This is a genomic window from Streptomyces sp. NPDC045026 (assembly GCF_056432625.1).
The window spans coordinates 1-25,408 of the sequence record NZ_JBWKIS010000039.1; the positions used below are offsets into that span (position 1 = coordinate 1).

Annotated in this window: 18 protein-coding genes and 1 pseudogene; 12 read left to right on the top strand and 7 right to left on the bottom strand. The window is 72.5% G+C overall.

The window, feature by feature from the left end; translation table 11 throughout:
• Positions 1–190 precede the first annotated feature (190 nt).
• Complete coding sequence (locus AC07EJ_RS42170; protein ID WP_478886239.1) at positions 191–787, top strand: CinA family protein; 597 nt, start codon at positions 191–193, stop codon at positions 785–787.
• A gap of 109 nt (positions 788–896) precedes the next feature.
• Positions 897–1,271: a helix-turn-helix domain-containing protein gene (locus AC07EJ_RS42175; protein ID WP_100591071.1), complete on the top strand. Its 375-nt coding sequence runs from the start codon at positions 897–899 to the stop codon at positions 1,269–1,271.
• A gap of 566 nt (positions 1,272–1,837) precedes the next feature.
• Here AC07EJ_RS42175 and AC07EJ_RS42180 read toward each other — a convergent pair.
• The 3 genes from AC07EJ_RS42180 to AC07EJ_RS42190 all read right to left on the bottom strand — a co-directional run bounded on the left by AC07EJ_RS42180 (position 1,838) and on the right by AC07EJ_RS42190 (position 8,616).
• The gene (locus tag AC07EJ_RS42180) at positions 1,838–2,614 is read right to left on the bottom strand and encodes an SDR family NAD(P)-dependent oxidoreductase (RefSeq protein ID WP_389488402.1); all 777 of its coding nucleotides are present in this window, start codon (positions 2,612–2,614) and stop codon (positions 1,838–1,840) included.
• A gap of 80 nt (positions 2,615–2,694) precedes the next feature.
• Complete coding sequence (locus AC07EJ_RS42185) at positions 2,695–3,528, bottom strand: Fpg/Nei family DNA glycosylase (protein WP_389488405.1); 834 nt, start codon at positions 3,526–3,528, stop codon at positions 2,695–2,697.
• A gap of 138 nt (positions 3,529–3,666) precedes the next feature.
• Positions 3,667–8,616, bottom strand: coding sequence for an ATP-dependent helicase (locus AC07EJ_RS42190; protein ID WP_478886225.1), 4,950 nt, complete (start codon positions 8,614–8,616; stop codon positions 3,667–3,669).
• 110 nt (positions 8,617–8,726) lie between these two features.
• On the opposite strand from AC07EJ_RS42190, the pseudogene AC07EJ_RS42195 reads away from it, so the two are divergent.
• From AC07EJ_RS42195 to AC07EJ_RS42205, 3 genes and pseudogenes are all read left to right on the top strand, one after another.
• A pseudogene (locus AC07EJ_RS42195) lies at positions 8,727–9,482 on the top strand (AraC family transcriptional regulator); the annotation flags it as partial.
• A 140-nt stretch (positions 9,483–9,622) separates the two neighbouring features.
• Complete coding sequence (locus tag AC07EJ_RS42200; RefSeq protein ID WP_478886240.1) at positions 9,623–10,573, top strand: AzlC family ABC transporter permease; 951 nt, start codon at positions 9,623–9,625, stop codon at positions 10,571–10,573.
• A complete protein-coding gene (locus AC07EJ_RS42205) occupies positions 10,570–10,878 on the top strand; it encodes an AzlD domain-containing protein (protein ID WP_478886226.1) in 309 nt (102 codons plus the stop codon). The genes AC07EJ_RS42200 and AC07EJ_RS42205 overlap by 4 nt, the downstream gene beginning before the upstream one ends.
• Positions 10,879–10,921: 43 nt before the next feature.
• Here AC07EJ_RS42205 and AC07EJ_RS42210 read toward each other — a convergent pair whose 3' ends face one another.
• Complete coding sequence (locus tag AC07EJ_RS42210; protein WP_478886227.1) at positions 10,922–12,289, bottom strand: MFS transporter; 1,368 nt, start codon at positions 12,287–12,289, stop codon at positions 10,922–10,924.
• Positions 12,289–13,674, bottom strand: a complete 1,386-nt coding sequence (locus AC07EJ_RS42215) for an alkyl sulfatase dimerization domain-containing protein (protein ID WP_478886228.1) — start codon at positions 13,672–13,674, stop codon at positions 12,289–12,291. The genes AC07EJ_RS42210 and AC07EJ_RS42215 overlap by 1 nt, the downstream gene beginning before the upstream one ends.
• Before the next feature lie 163 nt (positions 13,675–13,837).
• Between AC07EJ_RS42215 and AC07EJ_RS42220 the strand changes: the two genes are divergently transcribed.
• Positions 13,838–15,025: an RsbRD N-terminal domain-containing protein gene (locus AC07EJ_RS42220; RefSeq protein ID WP_393587470.1), complete on the top strand. Its 1,188-nt coding sequence runs from the start codon at positions 13,838–13,840 to the stop codon at positions 15,023–15,025.
• Positions 15,026–15,044: 19 nt separating this feature from the next.
• Here AC07EJ_RS42220 and AC07EJ_RS42225 read toward each other — a convergent pair whose 3' ends face one another.
• Complete coding sequence (locus tag AC07EJ_RS42225) at positions 15,045–15,998, bottom strand: hypothetical protein (protein ID WP_393587469.1); 954 nt, start codon at positions 15,996–15,998, stop codon at positions 15,045–15,047.
• Positions 15,999–16,077: 79 nt separating this feature from the next.
• On the opposite strand from AC07EJ_RS42225, the gene AC07EJ_RS42230 reads away from it, so the two are divergent.
• Both AC07EJ_RS42230 and AC07EJ_RS42235 read left to right on the top strand, forming a co-directional pair.
• Positions 16,078–16,272, top strand: coding sequence for a DUF3046 domain-containing protein (locus tag AC07EJ_RS42230; RefSeq protein WP_362909248.1), 195 nt, complete (start codon positions 16,078–16,080; stop codon positions 16,270–16,272).
• Between the two features lie 59 nt (positions 16,273–16,331).
• Positions 16,332–17,579: an AI-2E family transporter gene (locus AC07EJ_RS42235; protein WP_389488422.1), complete on the top strand. Its 1,248-nt coding sequence runs from the start codon at positions 16,332–16,334 to the stop codon at positions 17,577–17,579.
• Positions 17,580–17,660: 81 nt separating this feature from the next.
• On the opposite strand, the gene AC07EJ_RS42240 is transcribed toward AC07EJ_RS42235, so the two are convergent.
• Complete coding sequence (locus AC07EJ_RS42240; RefSeq protein WP_389488424.1) at positions 17,661–18,476, bottom strand: hypothetical protein; 816 nt, start codon at positions 18,474–18,476, stop codon at positions 17,661–17,663.
• Positions 18,477–20,010: 1,534 nt separating this feature from the next.
• Here AC07EJ_RS42240 and recA point away from each other — a divergent pair.
• The 4 genes from recA (at position 20,011) to AC07EJ_RS42260 (ending at position 25,395) form a co-directional block, all read left to right on the top strand.
• Positions 20,011–21,135, top strand: a complete 1,125-nt coding sequence (recA, locus tag AC07EJ_RS42245; RefSeq protein ID WP_389488427.1) for a recombinase RecA — start codon at positions 20,011–20,013, stop codon at positions 21,133–21,135.
• A gap of 3 nt (positions 21,136–21,138) precedes the next feature.
• Positions 21,139–21,909: a recombination regulator RecX gene (recX, locus tag AC07EJ_RS42250; RefSeq protein ID WP_389488429.1), complete on the top strand. Its 771-nt coding sequence runs from the start codon at positions 21,139–21,141 to the stop codon at positions 21,907–21,909.
• 238 nt (positions 21,910–22,147) lie between these two features.
• A complete protein-coding gene (locus AC07EJ_RS42255) occupies positions 22,148–22,858 on the top strand; it encodes an ArsR/SmtB family transcription factor (protein ID WP_389488431.1) in 711 nt (236 codons plus the stop codon).
• Positions 22,855–25,395, top strand: a complete 2,541-nt coding sequence (locus AC07EJ_RS42260) for an FtsX-like permease family protein (protein WP_478886229.1) — start codon at positions 22,855–22,857, stop codon at positions 25,393–25,395. The genes AC07EJ_RS42255 and AC07EJ_RS42260 overlap by 4 nt, the downstream gene beginning before the upstream one ends.
• Positions 25,396–25,408 lie beyond the last annotated feature (13 nt).

Consider the following 25,408-nt stretch of genomic DNA (forward strand, 5'->3'; position numbering starts at 1 on the left):
GGGCGGGGGGGGGGGGGGGGGGGGGGGTGTGGGGGGGGGGGGGGGGGGGGGGTGGGGGGGGGGGGGGGGGGGGGGGGGGGGGGGTGGGGGGGGGGGTGGGGGGGGGGGGGGGGGGGGGGGGGGGGGGGGGGGTGTGGGGGGGGGGGGGGGGGGGGGGGGGGGGGGGGCGGCCCCCCCCCCCGCCGCCGTGGTGCTCCGGCTGCTCGCCGAGCGCGGCGAGACGCTCGCGGTCGCCGAGTCACTCACCGGTGGCCTCGTGGCGGCCGGTATCACCTCGGTGCCGGGCGCCTCGCGCGTCTTCCGCGGATCCGTGACCTCGTACGCGACCGACCTGAAACGGGACGTCCTCGGCGTCGACGGCACTCTCCTGGCCGAGCGAGGGGCGGTGGATCCCGAGGTGGCCCTGCAGATGGCGACCGGGGTGCGCGGGGTCCTCGGCGCGGACTGGGGGATCGCGACCACAGGCGTCGCCGGGCCCGACGAGCAGGACGGGCAGCCGGTGGGGACGGTCTTCGTGGCCGTCGCCGGTCCGGGGGATTCCACGGCCTTCGAGACGGGTTCCGCAGGGGCTGACGCGGGAGCCGACGCCGGGGTCGAGGGGTCCGGGGCTCAGGCCGGCAGTTTCGCTCGTAGCCGGAAAGTGGCCGCGTTGCGGTTGAACGGCGACCGTTCGGAAATCCGTATGGAGAGTGTACGGAGTGTGCTTGAGCTGCTGCTTGAGCGGCTCTTGAGCGAACGCGCAGAGAATGAGCGGGCACAGGATACGGAACAGAACGGGGGGTTTTGATGTTTGCAGCCCTGAGTGAACACGACATCGCTCCCCGCACGGCCGCGGCGCAAGGCGGTACGGTGGGGCGTGAAGGATGCGGCTACGCGGTCCGAGGAGGGAGCCACCGATGATTCTGCTCCGTCGCCTGCTGGGTGACGTGCTGCGTCGGCAGCGCCAGCGCCAGGGCCGTACTCTGCGCGAAGTCTCCTCGTCCGCCCGAGTCTCGCTCGGCTATCTCTCCGAGGTGGAGCGGGGGCAGAAGGAGGCATCCTCCGAGCTGCTGTCCGCTATTTGCGACGCGCTTGACGTACGGATGTCCGAGCTCATGCGCGAGGTGAGCGACGAGCTCGCTCTCGCCGAGCTGGCCGAGTCGGCAGCGGCCACTGATCCGGTGCCCGCACCGGTTCGCCCGCGGCTCAATTCTGTCTCCGTGGCCGGTGTCCCACCGGAACGGGTGACCATCAAGGCGCCTGCGGAAGCGGTGGACGTCGTCGCTGCGTGATTTCGCGCGGCGTGACGCCTCGTGCAGGTGTCACTCATAAGTGTGTGAAAGCCCCGGCCGGGAGATCGGCCGGGGCTTTTGCATGCCGAGCGGGGGCGGAGCCAGGGGCGCCGGGCGGGCTCGACATGCCCGGATCAGGGCATTCGTGCCATGGTGAAGGGGATTTCGACGTGTGCGGGAGCGCCTTCGGTGTGCGGAAATGCCTCCGGAGCGCCCTGCCGCCGGGTGGCGCCGGCGTTCGGGTTCGATCCGATCCGGCATCGGGCAGGAGGTGGCGGCCGTGGCATGGCGGACCGTGCGCGGAATACCGGCCGGGGTGTGGCGGAACGCGCGCTGGATACCGGGCGTGGCCTTCGGGGTGCTGTGGTGGTGGGGTGTGCTGCGGCTGGCCTTCTCGCCGGACGCGGGAGCGTTCGAGGGGACCGTGGCGGCCGGTGGGTGGGGGCTGAGCCTGTTGCCGGTGCACTGCGTGCCCAAGTCGCGAGCCGCCGGGGCCGCGGGAGCCGTGCGGCCTGGTGGTGCGTCTGTGGGGCCGACGCGGTGGGTGAGGGCTGGGGGTGGGTGGCTTACCAGGGCATGGCGACGCCGCCGTTCGGGCGGAGGATCTGACCCGTCGTGAACGAGGACGCGTCCGACGCCAGGTGCAGAACGGCGTGTGCGATGTCGTCCGCCTCGCCTACGCGGCCCAGCGGGGACATCCGGACCATCAGGGCCTCGGTGTGCGACTGCTCCGCCGCATCGTGCCGGCCGGTCATGGGTGTACGGATCCAGCCGGGCGCGACCGCGTTGACGCGGATGCCCTGTGGGCCGACCTCGGTCGCAAGCGTCTTGGTCAGCTGGACGACCGCGGCCTTCGAGACCCCGTAGCAGAGCAGCCCGGGGCCGCCGGTGTCCACGGCTCCCGACGCCATCGTGACGATGCTGCCGCGCGTGCCCGTCGCGATCATGGCGCGGGCGGCCTCCTGGCAGGCGTACAGCACGCCCTTGAAGTTGATGCCGAGGACGCGGTCGAGGTCCTCGTCGCGGGTCTCCAGGACGGGGCTGCTGTGCATGATCCCGGCGATCGCGGCCATGACGTCGAGACGGCCCGTCGCGTCGACGGCCGAGGTCACCGCCTCGGCGAGCTGGGTGCGGTCCGCGACGTCGAGGGCGTGGGTGCGGGCCGTGCCGCCCCTGGCCTTGATCAGCGTCTCCGTCTCGTGCAGGCCCTGCGCGTCGCGGTCGGCACAGTGCACGGTGGCTCCGGCATCGGCCAACAGCAGGGCGGAAGCGCGTCCGATGCCGCTCGCGGCGCCGGTGACGAATGCGGTGCGTCCGGTGAGGTCGTACGCGGTGACGGGCATGAGGGGACCGTACGAGCATTTCTGACGGATCGTCAATTAGCTTGTACGGGCTATCTGGTGTGGTTTCGGAGGGGGCTGCGCTATCTGGCGTGCGCGGGCTGCTTGGCGTACGGGCGTGGGGCCGGGCCGTGTTGGCAGGAGGGGCACCAGTAGGTGGGGCGGTCGCGGGAGCCGTCGCCCTGGTCGGCCACGCGGATCGGGGTGCGGCAGCGCAGGCAGGGGCGAGGAGCCCGGCCGTAGACGTAGAGCCGCTGGCCGGGGCGGCCGCTGCCGGTGGTGACGCGTGCGGGGCGGTCGCGATTGGCTTCGAGGAGCCGCTTGGCGAGTTCGGGGAGGCGGGCGGCGATGTCGGCCGGGAGGTCGCCGACGGGCAGCCAGGGGGTGACCTGGAGGAGGAAGCACAGCTCGGACTTGTAGACGTTGCCGATGCCCGCGAGATTGCGCTGGTCGAGGAGTGCCTCGCCGAGGGGGCGGGCCGGGTCACGGAGGAGGTTGCGCAGGGCCGTGGCTGCGTCCCAGTCCGGGCCGAGCAGGTCGGGGCCGAGGTGGCCGACCACCTTGATCTCGTCGGTCGTGCGCAGGAGTTCGAGGACGGGGAGGCGATATCCCACGGCGGTGCGGTTGGCGTTGCCGAGGACCGCGCGGATCTGGTGGCCGGGGCCGCCGGTCCAGCGCTCTCCGGGTGCGTACACCTTCCAGGAGCCGTCCATGCGGAGGTGCGAGTGCAGGGTGAGGCCGCCCTCGATGCGGGTGAGGAGGTGCTTGCCGCGCGGGGTGACGTCGAGGATGGTGCGGCCGGTCAGGTCGGCCGTGGCGAAGCGGGGTACGCGCAGGTCGGAGCGGATGAGCACCTGGCCCGCGAGGGCGGTGTGCAGACGCCGCGCGGTCTGCAGGACGGTGTCTCCTTCGGGCATGGGTCAAGGGTGGCACGGGAGGTACGGGGCGGTACGGGTGGCAGCGGGGGAAGGCTGGCGTGGGTGGCCATGGAGGGGGAGCGGTGGGCCGGTGATGTCGTGAGGGTTCGGGTGAGTGCGTTCGGTATGACGTCGGGACTACGCGCGCAGGCGTAGGCCTCGCGGGGTTGCGTGGAAGCCGGCTGTCTCCAGGAGGGATGAGAACGGGGAGGTCAGAGCGGCGGAGCCGTTGATCCGCTCCACGGTGATCGTGCCGAGGGAACCCGCCCTGGCGGCGTCGGCCAGCGCCTCTGCCGCGGCGGGCAGTCGGGAGTCCTCGGCCAGGTCGGCCGCGGTGAGCGCGCCGGGGTCGCCTTCGGAGGCGGGCCAGGCCAGCAGGGTCTTGCCGCCGCGCTCCATGTACAGGGTCAGCTCGCCGTCGACGAGCACGACCAGGGAGCCCGCCTTGCGGCCCGGCTTGTGTCCGGCGCCGGTGGGGGAGTCGGGCCAGGGCAGGGCCGCTCCATAGGCGTTCGCCGGGTCGGCGGCGGCGAGGACGACGGCTCGGGACGCGGCTCTTCGGCGGCGCGGGGTGCGATCCGGGCCGGGGCCTGGGCGGCCGGGTGCGGGCCAGGCGTTGCGTTCCGCGAAGTCCGGGGGGAAGTCCGGGACGGCGTCCGGGGAGAAGCCGGGGGGAAGGTCCGCAGGGAAGTCCGGGACCCCGTGCGAGGGGAGGTCCGGCGGGAAGTCCGGGACGGCGTGCGGTCCGGTGGCGGTGGACCAGGACGGGTCCCAGGCGGCTGACGGGTCGGGTGCGGGGTTCGTCGGCGTGCTGGGCGAGCCTGCGTAGGGGTCGGGCGGGGCGTCGCCGCGGTCGCGGGCGTTCGCGGCCGCGCGCAGGCGGTCCACCGCGCCGTCCATCGCGAACTGCGCGGCGCCGAGGCCCTCGACGACGTACCCCCGCCGGGCCTGGCCGCTCTCCTCGAAGGCGGACAGGATGCGGTACACCGCGGAGAAGCCGCCCTCCACGCCTTCCGCGGCGACTGCGCCCCGGGTCACCACGCCGTGCCGGTCGAGGAGGGTGCGGGCCAGGGCGTGAGCGCGCACCGTCGGGTCGGGGTCGATGGCGGGCAGCAGAGACCAGCGGCCCGCGACGGTCGGCGGGCCCGAACGGGAGGCGGTCCGCGCGGCGGAGGTGAGGCCTCCGTAGCGCCCGCGCGGGATCGCGCGGCGGGCGCGATGAGCCGTGGATCCCGCGGTGCGGCCCGACCCGAGGAGCGAGCGCATCGGAGCCAGCGTGTCGTTCGTGAGCCGCCCGGACCAGGCCAGATCCCAGAGCGCGTCCGCCAGTTGGGGATCGGCGGCGTCGGGGTGCGTCGTCGCGCGGACCTGGTCGGCGATCTGGCGGAAGAACAGGCCGTAGCCACCGGAGAGCGTGTCCAGGACGGACTGGTGGAGTGCGGTGAGCTCCAGAGGGTGCGGTGCGGGGAGCAGCAGGGGGGCCGTGTCGGCCAGATACAGGGAGACCCAGCCGTCCTTGCCGGGCAGGGAACCCGCGCCCGCCCACACGACCTCGCCCGACGCCGTGAGTTCGTCGAGCATCGCGGGGGCGTAGCCCGAGACCCGGGACGGCAGGACGAGCTTCTCCAGGGCGGACGCCGGTACGGACGCGCCCTGCAACTGCTCGACCGCGCGCACCAGACCGTCGACACCGCGCAGCCCGTGCCCTCCCATGTGCTGCCACTGGGGCAGGAACTGGGCGAGGGCGGCGGGCGGGACCGGCTCCAGCTCGTGCCGCAGGGCCGCGAGGGAACGCCGGCGCAGTCGGCGGAGCACCGTCGCGTCGCACCACTCCTGGCCGATGCCGGCCGGGTGGAACTCGCCTTGCACCACTCGCCCGGTCGCCGCCAGGCGTTGCAGCGCGCCGTCCGTGACCGCCGCGCCGAGGCCGAAGCGGGCGGCGGCCGCGGCCGAGGTGAACGGGCCGTGCGTGCGCGCGTACCGGGCGAGAAGGTCGCCCAGGGGATCCTTTACGGGCTCCATGAAGGCCTCGGGGACACCGACGGGCAGCGCGGTGCCGAGCGCGTCCCGCAGCCGGCCCGCGTCCTCGATGGCCGCCCAGTGGTCGGCGCCCGCGATACGGACCCGGATGGCGCGGCGGGCGGAACCCAGCTCTGCGGCCCACCCCGGCTCGGCGCCCCGCTCCGCCAACTCGGCTTCCGTGAGCGGCCCGAGGACGCGCAACAGGTCCGCGACGCCCTCGACGTCCTTGATGCGGCGGTCGTCGGTGCGCCACTGGAGCTCCTGCTCCAGCTCGGCGAGCACGTCCGCGTCGAGGAGCTCGCGCAGCTCGGCCTGGCCGAGCAGTTCGGCGAGCAGCCGCGAGTCCAGCGAGAGGGCCGCGGCGCGCCGCTCGGCGAGCGGGGAGTCGCCCTCGTACAGGAACTGCGCGACGTAGCCGAACAGGAGGGAGCGGGCGAACGGGGAGGCCTCCGGGGTGGTCACCTCGACGAGGCGGACCTTGCGGGACTCGATGTCACCCATCAGCTCGGCGAGGCCGGGCACGTCGAACACGTCCTGGAGGCACTCCCGTACGGCTTCGAGGACGATCGGGAACGAGCCGAACTCGCTGGCCACCTGGAGGAGTTGGGAGGCGCGCTGGCGCTGCTGCCACAGGGGGGTGCGCTTGCCGGGGTTGCGGCGGGGCAGCAGGAGGGCGCGGGCCGCGCACTCGCGGAAGCGGGCGGCGAACAGGGCCGATCCACCGACCTGGTCGGTGACGATCTGGCTGACGTCTCCCTTGTCGAAGGCGACGTCGGCGGCCCCGAGGGGCGCCTGGTCGGCGTCGTACTCCGAACCGGCCTTGGAGGGCTCCTGGTCCAGGAGGTCGAGGCTCATGAGGTCGGCGTCGGGAAGGCGCAGCACGATGCCGTCGTCGGCGTGCATGACCTGGGCGTCCATGCCGTACTTCTCGCCGAGCCTCGCACCGAGAGCGAGCGCCCAGGGCGCGTGCACCTGCGCGCCGAAGGGGGAGTGCACGACGACCCGCCAGTCGCCCAGCTCGTCACGGAACCGCTCGACCACGATGGTGCGGTCGTCCGGGATGTGGCCGCAGGCCTCGCGCTGCTCGGACAGATAGGCCAGCACATTGTCGGCGGCCCAGGCGTCGAGGCCCGCCGCGAACAGCCGGAGCCGGGCGTCTTCCGGGGAGAGGGAGCCGACCTCGCGCAGGAACGCGCCCACCGCGCGCCCCAGTTCGAGCGGGCGGCCGAGCTGGTCGCCCTTCCAGAACGGGAGCCGGCCCGGGACGCCGGGCGCGGGGGAGACCAGCACGCGGTCGCGCGTGATGTCCTCGATGCGCCAGGAACTCGTGCCGAGCGTGAACACGTCGCCGACCCGGGACTCGTAGACCATCTCCTCGTCGAGCTCCCCTACCCGCCCGCCGCCCTTCTTGGGGTCGGATCCGGCGAGGAACACCCCGAAGAGGCCGCGGTCCGGAATCGTGCCTCCGGAGGTGACGGCCAGGCGCTGGGCACCGGGGCGTCCGGTGACCGTGCCGGCGATGCGGTCCCACACCACGCGTGGACGCAGCTCGGCGAACGCGTCGGAGGGGTAGCGGCCTGCGAGCATGTCGAGGACGCCCGTGAACGCGGACTCCGGAAGCGATGCGAAGGGCGCCGCACGGCGGACGAGGGCGAGCAGGTCGTCCACCTGCCATGTGTCGAGCGCCGTGATCGCGACCAGCTGCTGGGCCAGCACGTCCAGGGGGTTGGCGGGGACACGAAGGGACTCGATGGAGCCCGTGCGCATGCGCTCGGTGACGACCGCCGCCTGGACGAGGTCGCCCCGGTACTTCGGGAAGACCACGCCGGTGGAGACCGCGCCCACCTGGTGTCCCGCGCGCCCCACGCGCTGGAGGCCGGAGGCTACGGAGGGCGGGGACTCCACCTGGACGACGAGGTCCACCGCGCCCATGTCGATGCCCAGCTCAAGGCTGGACGTGGCGACAACGGCGGGCAGGCGGCCCGCCTTCAGATCCTCCTCGACGAGGGCGCGCTGCTCCTTGGAGACCGATCCGTGATGGGCGCGGGCGATGACCGCCGGCGCTCCGGTCGCCGCGCCCGAGCCGCCCATCAGCTCGGCCGGTGTGTGGTCCTCGGGGAGGGTCTCGCCCGTCGCCCGCTCGTACGCGATCTCGTTCAGCCGGTTGCACAGGCGCTCGGCCAGGCGGCGGGAGTTGGCGAAGACGATCGTCGAGCGGTGCGACTGGACCAGGTCGGCGATGCGCTCCTCGACGTGCGGCCAGATGGACGGCCGCTCCGCGCCCTGGTCCGAGTCGGCGACGGGCGAGCCGCCGAGCTCGCCCAGGTCCTCCACGGGGACGACCACCGAGAGGTCGAACTCCTTGCCCGAGCGGGGCTGGACGATCTCCACCTTGCGCTGCGGCGACAGGTAGCGCGCCACTTCGTCGACGGGACGGACCGTCGCCGAGAGGCCGATCCGGCGGGCGGGCCGGGGCAGCAGCTCGTCGAGCCGCTCCAGGGACAGCGCGAGATGGGCGCCGCGCTTGGTGCCGGCGACCGCGTGCACCTCGTCGAGAATCACCGTCTCGATGCCCGTGAGCGCGTCACGCGCGGCGGACGTGAGCATCAGGAACAGCGACTCGGGCGTCGTGATCAGAATGTCCGGCGGCCTGGTCGACAGGGCGCGGCGCTCGGCCGGGGGTGTGTCCCCGGAGCGGATGCCGACCTTCACCTCGGGCTCTGGCAGTCCGAGGCGCACCGACTCCTGCCGGATACCGGTGAGCGGGCTGCGCAGATTGCGCTCCACGTCGACCGCGAGGGCTTTGAGGGGCGAGACGTACAGGACGCGGCAGCGCTTCTTCGGGTCGGCCGGGGGTGGCGTCGACGCCAGCTGGTCCAGGGCGGCCAGGAACGCGGCCAGGGTCTTGCCGGAACCCGTCGGCGCGACGACCAGCACGTCCGAGCCCTCGCCGATGGCCTGCCACGCCCCGGCCTGCGCGGACGTGGGCGCGGAGAACGCCCCCGTGAACCAACTGCGGGTCGCGGGGGAGAAACCGTCGAGCGGGCTGCGTGCGGACCTGACCATGCACCCATCGTGCACCTCCCCACTGACAACGGCCCGGACCTGCGCAAACGCTCCGCGTCCGGTCCCCGGCGGCGGGCGGCGCGGCCCGGTCGTGGCGCAGAATGGGACCCATGGCGGGGTCGGGAACGAAGGAATGGGCCAGGCACTGGCGCTACGAACAGCTGCCGGGCCTCGACCTGCTGCGGGCGCGCTACGTCCGCCACACCTTCCCCCGCCACAGCCACGACGGGTACGTCTTCGGCGCGGTCGCCAGCGGCATCGAGGACGTGGGACTGCCGACCGGCACTGTGCACGCAGGACCCGGGAGTGTCGTCATGATCAATCCCGAGGTGGCCCACACCGCCAGGGCCGGAGAACCCGAGGGCTGGGCGTACCACACGCTCTATCCGTCGGCCGATGTCATAGCGGAGATCGCCGGCGAGACCACGTCGGTCCGCGGGACGGCCGCGTTCGCCGAGCCGATCGTGGGTGACCCGCACGCGGCCCACCTCATCCGCGAGGTGCACCGCGCGGCCGAGGAAGGCAACGCGCTCGCCGCCGACAGCCTGCTGCGCATCGTCGTCGCCCGGCTGCTGCGCGATCACGGGCAGCCCATGACCGCGCGCCCCGTGCCGTCCGCCGGCACCACGATCGCGGCACGCGCGCGTGCCGTACTCGTCGAGCGGATGGCCGAGCCGCCGTCCCTGGAGGCCCTCGCCACCGAACTCGGCACCAGTCCGTTCGCCCTGCTGCGCGCCTTCAGGGACGCGTACGGCATGCCGCCGCACACCTGGCTCACCAACGCGCGCGTGCGGGCTGCGCGCCGCCTCCTGGACGTCGGCACGGTGCCGGCCGACGCGGCCGTGGCGGTCGGCTTCACGGACCAGCCGCACCTGAACCGGCACTTCACGCGGATCGTGGGCGTACCGCCCGGCGCCTACCAGCGGGAGCGCAAGAACGTACAAGACCCGGCCGCCGGCTCCCTCGTACCGTCGGAGGCGTGGCAGAACAGACAACATCCGCAGCGATACGCGCCGGATCACAAGGCGCCGGATCAGAACGCGCCGGATCAGCACGGGAGCCGGGCGCGCCTGGGCTTGCTGGGAGGCATGGGGACGGAAGGTCCGAAGCAGGCAGGCCTGCGGGCGGAGGGGCTGAGAAGGCCGATTCCGCCGTCGTCCGGGACGCACTCGGTGTCGGTGTCGCCGTCGGACTCTCCGGGTTCGCCTTCGGCGTGACCTCGGCCGGCAGCGGCCTCAGCGTGCTCCAGACCTGCGCGCTCAGCCTGCTCGTCTTCACCGGGGCCTCGCAGTTCGCCCTCGTCGGCGCCATCGCGGCCGGCGGCAACCCGCTCACCGCCGCGGCGGGCGCCTTCTTCCTCGGCGTGCGCAACTCCTTCTACGGGCTGCGCCTGTCCCAGCTGCTCGCCCTCCCGCGCGTGGTGCGCCCCTTCGCCGCGCACTGGGTCATCGACGAGACCGCCGCCGTCGGGCTCGCCCAGCCCACGCGCCGCAGCGCCCGCATCGGCTTCACCGTCACGGGACTCACCCTTTACGTGCTGTGGAACCTCACGACCCTGCTCGGGGCGCTCGGCGCGGAGGCCATCGGGGACACCGACGCCTGGGGGCTCGACGCGGCCGGACCCGCGGTCTTCCTGGCGCTGCTCGCGCCGATGCTGCGGACCTCCACGGATCGGACGGTGGCCGGTATCGCCGTCATCCTCGGCCTGGGGCTGTTGCCCGTCCTGCCGGCGGGCGTCCCGGTCCTGGTGGCCGCGCTCGCCGCGCCGGCCGTGCTCTACGTAGAGGGGCGCCGGGCGGCACGGAGAGCGACCGGAGAGCACCCGCAGGAGAACGCGCAGGAGAACGCGCAGGAGAACCCGCAGGAGAACCCGCAGGAGAACCCGCGAGAAAACGCGCAAGAGAACTCACAGGAGAACTCGCAGAAGGCCGCCGGCCGACAAGGAGAGGGCCGATGAACATCTGGATCGCGGTCGCGGTGACCGCAGTCGGCTGTTACGCCGTCAAGCTCATCGGCCTTCTCGTGCCCGCCGGTGTCCTGGAACGGCCACTGGTCCGGCGGCTGGCGGCGCTGCTCCCTGTGGCCCTGCTGGCCGCGCTCACGGCCCAGCAGACCTTCGCCGAAGGCACCACGCCCCTTCTCGACGTGAAGGCGGCCGGGCTGGCCGCGGCTGCGGTCGCGCTGATACTGCGCGCGCCGTTCCTGGTCGTCGTCGCGGCGGCCGTCGTGGTCACGGCCGGGCTGCGCGCCGTGACGGGATGAGCCCCACGCGCGCGTGAACCCCTTGTGCGGCGGCCGGCCCCACTCAGTGAGCCACCGGCACCTGCGGCGTCGACCCCGCCGCGGGCTCCGGAAGGCCGAGTCGCCGGGCCGTCGTCTCCGGGCGGCAGAAGAGCGCGGCCAGCACCCCCGCCGTCACCAGCAGCCCGGCGGTGAGAAGCCAGCCCTCTTCGTAGCCTGCCGACACCGTCCTCGCGCGGTCCACCATGCCGCCGAGCACGAGGGGCGACAGGATGCCGCCCAGCGCGTAGACGAAGGTCAAGGCGCCCAGGACGACGCCGCGTTGGGGCGGCGGAGCGATCCGGGCGCAGGCCGTGGACGCCACCGTCAGCATGACCATGGCGAGTGCCATGGGGCCGAGCATCATGGGCACCTTGACCGCCAGGGTGCCTGTCGTGCCGTACACGGCGGTGGCGCAGCCCGCGACGATGACGAGGAGACCCGCGCCTGCGTCCGGGGGCAGGCGCCGGGGTGTGTCCTTGCGGGCGGAGCGCTGGGCGATCAGGCCGTGCCCGAGGAGGACCGCCCCGTTGGCGAGGGCGCCCAGGCCGACCATGGTGCCCGCCTGATGCAGGTCCCAGCCGACGACGCTCTCCAGATAGTCCGGTGCCCACGTCAGCATGGTGCTCATCGACCAGTAGGCGGCGAACGAGCCGAACGCGGCGGTGAGGAACGTGCCGGACAGCAGGACGGCGCGCAACGGCACCGTGCTCGTCGTGGTCGTGGAGGTCTGCTCGGCGGCCTCGGACGGCTTCCTGGCGACCGGTGCCCGCTCAGCGTCCTCGTACGGCTTCGCGGCGTCCTCGTACGGCTTCCTGGCGACCGCCGGTGCCAGCGGCCCGTCCGCGCCCCACAGCCGCCAGCAGACAGCCCAGAGGAGACCCGCCAGACCGACGGCACCGAACGACCAGCGCCAGCCCCAGTGCGTGATCACCCATGTGAGCACGGGCGCGGCGACGGCCACTCCGGCCGCCGCGCCGACCAGCAGGACCGCGGTCGGCAGGGCCCGCTCCCGCTGCGGGAACCAGCCGTGGACGTGGTGCATGGCGACCGGGGCGGCCGGCCCCTCCGCCGCGCCGAGGAGCACGCGCGTGGCCAGTAGCGTGCCGAACCCCGCGGCTCCCCACAGCATCGGCAGTTGCGCGACCGACCAGAGCAGCGCGAGCACCAGGAGGAGGGTCGTCGTCCGCACGCGCCGCGTCAGGGCCGAGACCCCGAGAGCGGCCAGCGAGAACAGCGCGAAGAAGGCCGACTGCGCCGTGCCGAACTCCTGCCGGGTGATGCCGAAGTCCGCCCGGATCTCCGGGCCCGCGAGCCCGAGCACGGCCTTGTCCGCGAAGTTCACGAGCATGAAGGCGAGCAGCAGCCACGTGGTGCGCCACGCCCGGCTCATCAGCAGCAGCCGTCTTCGTCGTCGACCACACCGACGCTGATGGCCCCCTCGGCCCGCCTGCGTCCCTCGGGGGAGCGCGTCAACTCCGTCTGCACGTCAGTGCCGGCGGCCACGGCGGCCGACTCTGCGGCGGCCCAGTGGAAGACACCGCGGGCCATGGTCGACGTCTCCTGGAGGGCGCGCCGTGCGAACACGTCGGCACGCACGCGTGCCACCTCTTGGTCGGCGGGCGCCGCGAGGGCCGCCGTCTCCGCCAGATGCGAGGCGAGACGCAGTTCCCCGGCGGCGAGCAGCTCGGAGGCGCGCAGCGCCAGTGCGGACGCCCCACCGGCAGCTCGCGCGAACTCGGCCGCGACGTCCGCCTCCGGGGCGGGCTTGAGGTGCGCGGGGTTCTGGTCGTACCAGCCGCCCCACAGGCGCCACAGATTGCGTACGACGAACTCCGGCTCGTCGTAGGCCGGGTGGAGGTACGGCTTCGCCAGCAGGTCCTCGGGGGCCTTCACCCCGTGGATGACCGCGTCGAGGCGGTGGCCCGCGTTCATCAGCGCCCTGGTCTGCTCGCACAGCGACTCCAGGAGGCGCGCGGTGTCGTCGAGAGCCTGGTGCACGCGGTCGGAGCCGACCACGGGGACGCCGTGCCCAGGGAGCAGGAGTTCGGCGCCGAGTTCCTGCATGGCGCGCAGGGCGCGCGCCCAGTCCTCCGGATAGCGCTGCACCTTCTGGGGGTTGCCCGCGTTGGGCGTGTTCCAGATGAACAGGTCGCCCGTGCACAGCGTCCTGAGCTCGGGGATCCATACGTAGGTGTGGTCGTCGGTCTCCCCGCGCGCGTGCACGAGCTCGAACGTCAGCTCCCCGCGCCGCACGGTGAGACGGTCCCGGTAGACGACGTCCGGATACCGGTATGTGGTGGGCCACTCCAGGGAGGGCACCCCGAACTGCCTGCGATTGATCCAGGAGTTGTAACCCGCCGTCCTTATGTAGCGGTCGAACCGTGCGGGGACGGCCTCGTGAGCGATCACCTCGGGGCGCGGTCCGCCGCTCTCGTCGGCCTCCTGGTCGAAGGGGGCCACTCCGAAGACGTGGTCCACGTGACCATGTGTGTACACCACGGAGCGCACCGGTCCCGCGCCGAACCCGGCGACGGCCTCGTGCAGTTGGCCCGCCGTACGGAAGTCACCCGAGTCGACGAGGACCACACCGTCGCCCGTGTCGAAGGCCGCCACGTTGGCGAACGCGGGGAAGAAGCCCACACGGTCACGCAGGCGCACCAGTTCCCTCCCGGAGTACGTGCCCGCCAGATGAGGCAGCAGCGTCTCGGCGCCCTGCCAGACCCGGTCGATGTAGTCGGTGTACTCGGTGTGGTCCCGCTCTTTGTGTTCGGTCATGTCCTCGGCTCCTCGTGTGCAGTGCGGTCGATTGCCACCGGCCACGAGTTTCGGCCCCCGATGTGAGATCGAACACCGCCTCACGTCACACGTCCGACCCGTGGGTAATGTGACGCGTCACAAACGCAGTGCCCGTCCATGTCCATGGGGGAATGGAGGAACAGTGGCCCTGTCGCCCGAGGCCCGCTCCCTGGCCGCGCGCTGCGAACCCGGAGTCAACGAACTCGCCCGCCGCATGGCTCGCGAGTCGTTCGAGGAACTGCCCGGATACGCCGAACTCCCGGATGACGTGAAGGACTTGGAAGTCGCCGCGACCGCCCGGCACGGCGTACGGCTCTTCCTGCGCAGTGTCAGCGAGCCGGACCTGGCCCAGCCCGGCAGTCACCGACTGTTCCGCGAGCGCGCCGCCCAGCGGGCCGAGGAGGGCATGCCGCTGCACCTCCTCCTGCGCACCCACGCGCAGGGCGTCTACGTCCTGTGGCAGGCCTTGCGCGACGCTGCGGGCCCCGGTGAGGAAGGCGCGCTGGTCGAGCTCGTGGACGTACTGCTGCAGTCGCACCAGGGGATCGTGGGGGCCGTGGCCGAGACGTATCTCGACGAACGGTCCGCCCTGGAGGCCGAGCAGCGGGCCCAAGTGCGCTCCCTGGTGCGCGGGCTGCTCGACGGGATGGTCCCGCCCGGACATGTCCTCCTGGACCAGCTCCGCCTCGAAGGGCCCGCGCTCGTCCTGGCCCTGGGCATCGATGCGGATCCCGCCGAGGGACCGGTCGCTGTGCGGCGCAGGCTGCGTCGGGTGCAGACCGTCCTGGACCACACCTTCGGGGTGGAAGTGCTCGCCCTCCTGGAGGCCGACGGCGGGCGGGTCATCGTGCCCAGGGACTGCCAGGCTCCGGACGATCTGGCCGGCCGCCTCGCCAAAGCCGGCGGGTTCGAGGTCCGGGTGGCCGCCGTGCAGGCGGCCGGACCCGAGGAGGTGACCGCGGCGGCCCGCACCGCCACCGAGATCCTGCGCATCACGCGCGCGTGCGGCATCCCTGCCGGGCTGCACCGCCTGGACGACGTGCTCCTGGAGTACCACCTGTCCCGTCCCAGCGAGACGAGCCACCGGATAGCGGCTCTCCTGGACCCGGTGGCCGACCGGCCGGAACTCCTGGACACCCTGCGGACCCATCTCGCCCACCAACAGGACCGCAGGGCGACAGCCGCGGTGCTCGGCCTGCATCCCAACACGGTCGACAACCGGCTCGCCCGCATCGGCGAGCAGACGGGCATCGACCTGTCCGCTCCGCGCGGGACGGCGCTCGCCATCGCCGCGCTGCTGCTCAGGGACGCGGCGGCCGACGCCTCCTGAGGCGCCGCCCACGAAAGCGTCAGGCGACGGGCCGCCCGTACGCCCGCAGCGTGCGCAGTGCCTCGACCGTCACCATCGGGCGCGCCTCCAGCGCGACCACCGGAGCCCACTGGCGCCAGCGGATCGGCCACCCGCCGTCGTCCTGCTGATCGCCCGCGAGGAAGTCCAGAGAGCGCGCCATCTCCTCATCCGTGAACCACGCGCGCGCCAGCGACTCCGGAGTCTTCGCGTAGTCGTGCGGAAGGTGGTGCTCACCCGGCGCGTACCCGGGCGCTACGGAGTACGCCTCCGGCCGCCCGGGATCGAGCAGCGCAAGCCGCTGCTCGCGCACGAGACGGCCGAGCCGGTCGGCGGCCGCCTGCGCGCGCGGGCGGTCGGGCGCGCCGTCCAGGAAGGCGACGGCCGCCTCGATCTCGTAGGGATGGGACTTCTTCAGGGACTCGACCGCGGCCCAGCAGAAGTCGGTCGCCCGGAACAGCCACGCGTGCCACACCTGGTTACGGTGCAGCAGGCCGACCACGGGGCCCGTGGAGAGCAGTTCGCTCGGCGGGTCGTCCACCACTGGCACGAAGGGCGCGCACGGGTAGCCGCGCTGGCTGGGATGGATCGCCGGGAGAGCGCCCTCGGCGGTCGAGACGGACGTCAGATAGCGGCACACGCGCTCCACGCGCTGGCCGCTGCAACGGCCGATCGAGTCGAGGACTCGCAGTGCGTGCCCGGTGTGCAGCGGCTGGCTCACCGGGCCGCGGAGATCGGGTTCGAGGGCGTGGCCGTAGCCCTCGTCCTCATTGCGGTACGCGGCGAGGGCGGTCTCGACGGCGTCTGCGCCCGCCCGGCCCGCGCCGAGGAAGTGGTAGGCGAAGCGGCGCTGCTCCAGCACGCGCGCGGTCAGCCAGATGAAGTGCTCGGCACGGGAGAGCGGGGAGGGCGCCGAGGTGGTCTGAGGGAGTGGGGATGCTCCGTTTTCGGCCATGCACCGACCGTAGGACGGAAAGCGTTCTCGGTGAGCCTTCCGTGCCGGGCTGCACTCTCAGGGGCGGGATACTGGTGTCATGCGGTTGACGGTCTTCTGGCAGCGGATGGCGGATCACTTCGGTCCTGGCTACGCCGACACATTCGCGCGTGATCATGTGATGACGGAACTCGGTGGGCGCACCGTGCACGAGGCGCTCGACGCCGGCTGGGAGGCCAAGGACGTGTGGCGTGTGGTGTGCGCCACTGTGAATGTTCCGTCGGAGAACCGCTGACCTGCTCGAACGAGCGGGGGCGGTGACCGGCTGTCGGTGGAGTGGGCGAGACTGGCTCCGTGGCACCCACTGACGAGACCTTGCCGGCAGCAGCCGACGCCTTCCCGCCCGGCCCGAAGCCCCCGGGGGGCGGGGCCGCGAGCGCGCGTGCGCGGATGCCGGGCTGGCTGCCGCGGGCCTTGGTGCTCGCCCTGGCCCTCATCGCCTGCTTCCAGCTGGGCAGTTGGGCGTTCCACCAGCTCACCGGGCTGTTGATCAACGTATTGATCGCGTTCTTCCTGGCACTCGCCGTGGAGCCGGCGGTCAGCTGGATGGCCGGGCGCGGCATGCGCCGGGGCTTGGCCACCGGGATCGTCTTCCTGGGCGTCACGATCGTCGGCCTGGGTTTCATGGTTCTGCTCGGCTCGATGCTCGCGGGCCAGATCGTCAGCATGGTCGAGGACTTTCCCGCCTACCTCGACTCGGTGATCAACTGGATCAACCGGACGTTCCACACGGACCTGAGCAGGGTCGCGGTCCAGGACAGCCTGCTGCACTCCGACTGGCTCCAGAAGTACGTGCAGAACAGCGCGAGCGGTGTCCTCGACGTGTCGGGGCAGGTCCTAGGAGGCCTGTTCCGGCTGCTGACCATACTGCTGTTCTCGTTCTACTTCGCCGCCGACGGCCCCCGGCTCCGGCGCGCGCTGTGCTCGGTACTGCCGCCCGCCAAGCAGGCCGAGGTGCTGCGCGCCTGGGAGATCGCGGTCGACAAGACCGGCGGCTATCTCTACTCGCGCGGTCTGATGGCACTGATCTCCGGGATCGCGCACTACATCCTGCTCGAGGCCCTGGGCGTGCCCTACGCGCCCGTGCTCGCCGTCTGGGTCGGTCTCGTGTCCCAGTTCATCCCGACCATCGGCACGTATCTGGCGGGCGCCCTGCCGATGCTGATCGCCTTCACGGTCGACCCCTGGTACGCGCTGTGGGTGCTGATCTTCGTAGTCGTCTACCAGCAGTTCGAGAACTATGTGCTCCAGCCCAAGCTGACCGCGAAGACCGTGGACATCCACCCGGCGGTCGCCTTCGGCTCCGTCATCGCGGGCACGGCGCTCCTCGGCGCGGTCGGCGCGCTGATCGCCATCCCCGCGGTGGCGACACTGCAGGCCTTCCTCGGGGCGTACGTGAAGCGCTACGCCGTCACGGACGACCCACGGGTGCACGGCCATCGGACCAGATCCGGTTCCTCCCTTCTCGCGCGCCTGCGGGCCGCCTTGCGCGGGCCGGAACGGGAAGAGGGCGCGGACGACACCCGGGACGACTCCCGGTAGGCAGCTCTCCGCAGACTGCTGCCGAGGGACTGCTGCCGACGGGAACGCCTACCGGTGGGGACACCTACCGGCGGACGGCTCTCAGTACGTGATCGTCGCCCAGACCCCGGCGGCGGCGACAGCGGCCGCGTAACAGGTGACCGCACCGCGCATCACGCCGTTCCTGGTCCTCTCGCTCCAAGCCGTACGGGACATCAGCCAGGCCAGCGCGGGCAGGACGAGCACGGCGTGCAGGCTGACGCCGTGCAGCGGCTTGAGCGGTGCCGTCGAGTGGTAGGCCGCCTCCTGGTGGCCGGTCTTCGTGAGGATCACCCCGCGCGCGATCATCGCGGCGCCGGACGCCAGTGCGACCAGCAGAATCGCGAACCCGGACCGCAGAGCGAGCGGCATCCCCGTGGGCCCCGACGGCCGGCGCCGGAACGAGGCGACCGCGAACACGGAGAGCAGTACGACCAGGATCCCGCCGCCCACCGCGAGGGACATGGACACGGCGGTGTTGAATCCGGACTCCATGTTGAGGTGCGACGGAACCCGCCGCCACGCCTGGAGGGTGATGCCGCCGACCTCCAGGACGCAGTCGGCGGCGAACACGACGAGCAGGACGTTCCTGGTACGGGCGCCGATCCGCAGATACGACGTCACCCAGGTGAGCGCGATCAGAGTCAGGCCGAAGGAGACGCCGAACGTGACCGGCTTGCGCCACGAGACAGGCCCGTCCCACGGCCCTCCGTCGACCGCGAAGACCAGCAGGTGGGCGAGGCCGGAGAGCGTGAGGACGGTGCCGGTGGCGTAGCAGACGCGCTCACAGGGGCGGGCGGCTCGCCACACGGCGCGTACCGCGCCGGTCAGGGCGGGGCGCGGGCCCGGCAGGGGAGTGGCTGCGGTGGGCGAGGACATCAGACCCGTACCTCCTTGGGGCGGTCGAACCGCGGCACGGACGCGGCGCCGGCCACGACCATGCCGGTGAGGGCGAGGAGTTCGGCCGGAGTGGAGACGAGGAGGAGGCAGTCGCCGGGGGAGAGGGTGGAGAGGTGGTCGCCGGCGTCGGAGGTGACGACGACGCCGAGCTGACGAACAGCCCGACGGCCAGGGCGAGTCGGCGGTCCAGGGGTCCGGCCGCCGGGCGAGCAGGATGGTGGCCGCCACCGGGATGACGATGCCGGGCGGTACGGCGGGGTGGTCGGCGCCGGCCGCGATCTGGCCGACGATCGACAGCGCGAGCAGCGCCCAGGGAGGCGAGCGTGACGACGACGGCGGGGCCGCCGGACCGAATGGCGCTCTCGCGGGCTCTCCAGGAGCTGGCCCTGCGGGATCCCCGGGCGGTGGTTCGGCGCGTTCTCCATGGCACAAGCCTCGCGAACGGGGGCCGAGCCGTCGTCCCCCGGCCGAAGACACCGCTCGTACGCCATGGGGAGTAGCCGCCGGGAGCGGCCAGGCGCCCGCGGGGCTGCCGGTGAGGGGCCGGGGCGTTGCCCACCGCCCAGATGTCGTCCCCTGACCGCACCTCTATGGCCTCGGCCTGGGCGGGCAGCGGGACGGAGGTCCACCGGCTGCCGTCCCAGTGCCACGCCGCCTGCTCGCTCGCCGGCTGGTGTCCTGGAGGGAGGTCTTCGCCCCCGATGACGTCTGGCTGCTTGCCGGCGAGCAGCGGAAGGGTGCCCAGCGGAAGGTCGGTGCTGAACAGCCAGACGTTGTCCGGGCCGGATGCCTCCAGGACGGTCAGCCCGAGGGTGGCGAGCTCCGGCAGCTCGGCGGCGGCGGTGGCGGCGGCGGTGGCGGCGGCGTTGACGGTTCGCCACTTCTTTCCGTCGTAGTGGAGGAAGAACGTAGAACGTCGAGTACCCGGCGGCCTTCTCGGCGGCGGTACTGACGTGGGCCCGGTCGCGGCCGATCGCCCAGACCTCGGTGGCGGAGGCGGCGGCGACATCCATGATCTCGGCGTCGTCGGACTCGCTGACGCACGCGCTGCACCAGCTCTCCCCCCTGCGGCGGCCCGGCGGACGGCGAGGCCGGCGTGGGTGGAGCAGGCGGGCGTGAGGCCTTCCCGGAGCCGCTCGCATCCTGCCCGCACCCGGCCAGAGAGAGGAGGAGCGCGGCGGACAGCACCGCGGTCCCGCAGCGTATGGGCAAAGGCATCTGCGGGCCTCCAGGCCTCCGGGAGCCCCGGAGTAGCCTCGGGAGCCCCAGAGTCTGCGAGCCCCCAGCGCAGGGCGCGTGGTGCGCGTGGTGCGCTTGACACCAAAATCGAACATCCATTCTTATGGAGTGTCCGGCGGCTCTCTCCCCAGTGTTTCCGGGGAATCTGGTGAGAGTGGCAGGGCTGTGAGCCTCGAGTTATCCACAGGCGGACGGGCGTCGAGGCCGATTGTCAGTGGCAGGCGTTAGCGTCTTTGACGTGAAGCGATCGACTCAAGCAAATCGGGTGGAACCCATGGCAGGAACTGACCGCGAGAAGGCGCTCGAAGCCGCACTCGCACAGATTGAACGGCAATTCGGCAAGGGCGCAGTGATGCGCATGGGCGAGCGGCCGAATGAGCCCATCGAGGTCATCCCCACCGGGTCGACCGCGCTCGACGTGGCCCTCGGTGTCGGCGGCCTGCCGCGCGGCCGCGTGGTGGAGGTGTACGGGCCGGAGTCCTCCGGTAAGACGACCCTGACGCTGCACGCCGTGGCCAACGCGCAGAAGGCGGGCGGCGCGGTGGCGTTCGTCGACGCCGAGCACGCCCTTGACCCGGAGTACGCGAAGAAGCTCGGCGTCGACATCGACAACCTCATCCTGTCCCAGCCGGACAACGGTGAGCAGGCACTCGAGATCGTCGACATGCTGGTCCGCTCGGGCGCGCTCGACCTGATCGTCATCGACTCCGTGGCCGCCCTGGTGCCGCGCGCGGAGATCGAGGGCGAGATGGGCGACTCGCACGTGGGTCTGCAGGCCCGCCTGATGAGCCAGGCGCTCCGGAAGATCACCAGCGCGCTCAACCAGTCGAAGACCACCGCGATCTTCATCAACCAGCTGCGCGAGAAGATCGGCGTGATGTTCGGCTCCCCGGAGACGACGACCGGTGGCCGTGCGCTGAAGTTCTACGCCTCGGTGCGACTCGACATCCGCCGTATCGAGACGCTGAAGGACGGCACCGACGCGGTCGGTAACCGCACGCGCGTCAAGGTCGTCAAGAACAAGGTCGCGCCGCCGTTCAAGCAGGCCGAGTTCGACATCCTCTACGGCCACGGCATCAGCCGCGAGGGCGGCCTGATCGACATGGGCGTGGAGAACGGCTTCGTGCGCAAGGCCGGTGCCTGGTACACGTACGAGGGCGACCAGCTCGGTCAGGGCAAGGAGAACGCACGTAACTTCCTGAAGGACAACCCCGACCTGGCCAACGAGATCGAGAAGAAGATCAAGGAGAAGCTGGGCGTCGGTGTGAAGCCGGAGGCGCCCGCGGCCGAGCCCGGCGCTGACGCGGCGGGTGCCACCCCCGCCGAGGACGCGGCCAAGACGGTGCCCGCGCCCGCGAGCAAGGCCGCCAAGTCCAAGACCGCGGCGGCCAAGAGCTAGTCCGTGACGCGACGAACCGACTGGGCCGATCACGCCTACCCCACCTCCCCGACGGACCTGGGCGACGGGGGCCTGGGCGACCTGGACGGGCACGGGGCGCCGCGTGACGGCGACGTACCGAGTGACGGCGACGGTCCACGGGGCGGTGGCACTACCCGTGGCGGCGGGCGCAGCCGTGGCCGCCGACGGCGCGGCGGCTTCGGCGAAGCCGACGGAGGGCAACAGGACAGCGGCTCCCTGTCCTCGTCGAGGGCCGAGAAGGGGGAGCCGCCTGCGGATCCGGCCGAGCGGGCGCGGGGCATCTGCCTGCGCCTGCTCACCGGACAGCCGCGCACGCGCAAGCAGCTCGCCGACGCGCTGGCGAAGCGGGACATCCCCGATGAGGTGGCGGAGGAAGTGCTGTCCCGCTTCGAGGAGGTCGGTCTGATCAACGACGGCGCCTTCGCGGACGCCTGGGTGGAGTCGCGTCACCACGGCCGGGGGCTGGCCCGGCGGGCGCTCGCCCGGGAGCTGCGGACCAAGGGGGTGGACTCGGCGGTGATCGACGAGGCCGTCGGGCAGCTCGACTCCGAGCAGGAGGAGGAGACCGCCCGCGAGCTCGTGGCCCGCAAGCTCCGCTCCACACGCGGCCTCGACCGCGACAAGCGCCTGCGCCGCCTCGCAGGCATGCTCGCCCGCAAGGGATACCCGGAGGGTATGGCGCTCAGGGTGGTCCGCCAGGCCCTGGAGGAAGAGGGCGAAGAGACCGAGGACCTCGGGTTGGGGGACTTCTGAGCTCCGGCTCGTGGGGGCTTGTGAGCTCCGCCGCGTGAGGGATTTCTGGGATCCGCCTCGGGGGACTTCTGAGCTCCTCCTGGTGGGAGTGTTCGAGCTCCGCCTGGTGAGGGGGAGGGCGGCGTCGGTACGGGGGTCCGACGCCGCCCTCGCCCTCACCCAGGTGGGGTTAACCCCCGGGTCATGACGCCTGGTCACCGCAGTGCACAGGGGTATGTGCACAGGCGAGTGTGTACGCATGACACCGGAACCCGGCTCCGCCGCTCCCGCCGGCGGCCAGGAGCTGAGCGATCTCAGCACTCTGAAGGCGCTGGCTCAGCCCCGTCGCCAGCAGATCCTCCAGCACCTCACCCTCCACGGCCCCGCGACCTCCGCGACGCTGGCCCGTGCCCTCGGGCTCAACACCGGCGCCACCAGCTACCACCTGCGTGAGCTGGCCCGCTACGGATTCGCCGAGGAGAGCTCGAGCGGGGACGAGGGCCGGAGCGTGGGCGGGCGCGAGCGCTGGTGGCGGGCGGTCCCGGGCGACCGCCGCTTTCCGCCCCGCAGCCGCCAGAACGCCGAAACCCGGCTCGTCATGGACGAGTTGAACCACCTCTCGTACGCCGCCGACCTCGAACTCTTCGAGCGGCTCCAGCGGGAGGGGCAGGGCCTGGGGGAGTGGGCCGACGCCTTCCCCTACTCGCGCGGCACGATCCGGCTCACGCTGCCCGAACTCCAGGCGTTCTTCGAGGAGTTCATCGCCCTCCTCAACCGCTACAAGCGCCCCGACGGCGAGACCCCGGCCGGCGCACGCACCGTCCTGACCCGCCTGCTCGCCTTCCCCGCACCGGCCCGCGCCGACGACGCCCCGGCGCATCCGGCCCCGGCCGCCGAGGGGAATCCGGCTCCGGCCGAGGTGATCCAGGCCCAGGCCGCCGACAACAGCAAAGAGACGGACACACCATGATGCTGCGCTACGCACTGCACACCGTCCGGGACCGCAAAGGGGGGTTCCTCGGCGCCTTCCTGGCCCTCATGTGCGCGGCAGCCCTCATCGCGGCCTGCGGCACCCTTCTGGAAACCGGCCTGCGCGGCACCATCCGCACCGAGCGGTACGCGGCCGCCCCCGTCGTCGTCTCCGCCGACCAGAACGTCCACAAGACCACGGTCAAGCACAAGAAGGGCAAGACCAAGGTCAAACACAAGGCCAAACCGATCGCCGAGCGGGCCTGGTTGCCGCAGGACACGGCGCGACGGCTCCGCGACCTCCCGGGCGTCGAGCGGGTCGTCCCCGAACTCACCTTCCTGGCGCAGCCCTTGGCGCCAGGAGCCGCCGCCCCCGACAGGCCCGCGTACGGGCACGCCTGGGACTCCGCCGCGCTGACCCCCTACGCCCTGACAGCCGGCACCGCACCCACCAAGCCCGAGGATCTCGTCGTGGACCGGGACCTGGCGGACCGCGCCCACCTGGCACCCGGAGACAGCCTCACCGTCCAGTCCACCCAGGCGCCGCGCACCTACCGTGTCACCGGAATCGCCGCGCCCGCCGGGCCCGCGTCGGTGACCCACCAGACCTCCCTGTTCTTCACCGCCTCGGAGGCCCGCCGCCTCGCCGACCACCCCGGCCAGGTCACGGCCCTCGGCGTCATGCCCGCCCCCGGCCAGGCGCCGGCAGAGCTCGCGCGGGCCGTCGCCAAGGCCCTCGACGGCACGACCGCGCAGGTCAGCGCCGGCGACGCCCGCGGCCCCGTCGAGTTCCTCGACGCCGCGGGGGCCCGTATCAAGCTCGTGAGCATGGGTGGCGCGATGGGCGGCACCTCCCTCCTTGTCGCTGTCCTCGTAGTGGTCGGCACCTTCGCGCTGTCCGTCCAGCAACGTCACCGCGAACTCGCCCTGCTGCGCGCCATCGCCGCCACGCCCCGGCAGATCCGCAAGCTCCTCGGCCGTGAGGCGCTGATCGTCGGTGCCGCCGCGGGTGTCCTCGGCTCCCTCGCCGGGCTTCCGCTCGGAGGGTGGCTGTATCACCGCTTCGTCGCCCTCGGAGCGGTGCCGCCGACTCTCGAACGGACCGTGAGCGTCTTCCCCTTGTTCGCGGCCATCGGTGCCACGCTGCTCGGAGCCTGGGCCGCCGCCCGGATCTCCGCCCGCCGTATCGCCCGTATCCGCCCCGCCGAAGCGCTCACCGAGGCGAGGGTCGAGCGGGCGCGCCCCGCCTGGGGCCGGATCGCAGCCGGGATCGCGCTCCTCGCGGGCGGCGCCGTCCTCATCGCCCTCCTCAGTGCGTTGCGCACCGAACCCGCGTCAACTCCCGTGACCTTCCTGGCTGTTGTCGTCCTCGCCTCCTCGGTCGCGCTGCTCGGCCCGCTCCTGGTGAAGGGTGCCGCGGCCCTCCTCGCCGGACCGCTGCGCCTTGCGGGACCCGGTGGCAAGCTGGCCACCGCCAACCTCCGCGGCAACGCCGCCCGGATGGCCGCCGCAGTCACCCCGCTCGCCCTGCTCATCGGCATGACCTGCACGGTCCTGTTCACCCAGCCGACCCTGGGCAACGCGGCACGTGCCCAGGCGCGCGAAGGAATCCGGGCCGACTGGATCGTCGCGGCACAGGGCCCCGGCGTCCCCGCCGAGGCCGCGCGCAAGCTCCGTACGGCCAAGGGCACCGTCGCGACCGAGGTCGTCCGCACCACCGTGCGCGTGGGACTCGACAAGTACCCGGCTCAGGGAGTCACCCGCGCAGGCCTCATGCGTACATGGGACCCCGACGTCACCGTGGGATCACTGAAGGGCTTCCGGCAGGACGGTGTCGCCGTCAGCGAACTCGCCGCTGACCAGCTTCACTTGAAGCCCGGCGACAGGCTGAAGCTGACGCTCGGGGACGGCACGCCGGCCACCCTCACCGTCGCGGCCGTCTACGCGAAGGGCCTCGGCTTCGGCGATCTGACCCTGGCCCATGACCTGGTGGCCCGGCACGTCGACAATCCCCTCGCCTCCTCCGTACTCGTCAGAACCAGCCGTACACAGGAACAACTCGCAAGCACCGTCCGGGAGTTCCCGGGGCTGCGCGTCCTTGCCCCCGAGGCGGCCGACGGCCTCCAGGCCGAACGCCAGCAGGACAACGCCGAGGTCAACCTCCTCGCCATGGGCCTGATCCTCGCGTTCACCGCGATCGCCGTCGTCAACACCCTCGCGATGTCGGTCTCCGAACGCATCCGGGAGTTCGCGATGCTCCGTCTCGCCGGCGCCACCCGCCGTCAGGTCCTGCGGATGCTGCGCACCGAGGCCCTCGCCGTCCTGTTCCTCGGCGCGACCCTGGGCAGCGGTATCGCGCTGGCCGTCCTGACGGCCTTCAGTGTCGGCATGACAGGCCGCGCCGCCCCCGCCGTCACACCCCTTGTCTACGTGGCCGTGGTCGCCGCAGCCGGACTCCTCGCGCTCACCGCGACCGCGCTGCCCGGCCGCGCCGCCCTGAAGCCCCGTCCGGTGGAGGTGGCAACAGCCAAGGAGTAAGGGGCAGTACGCG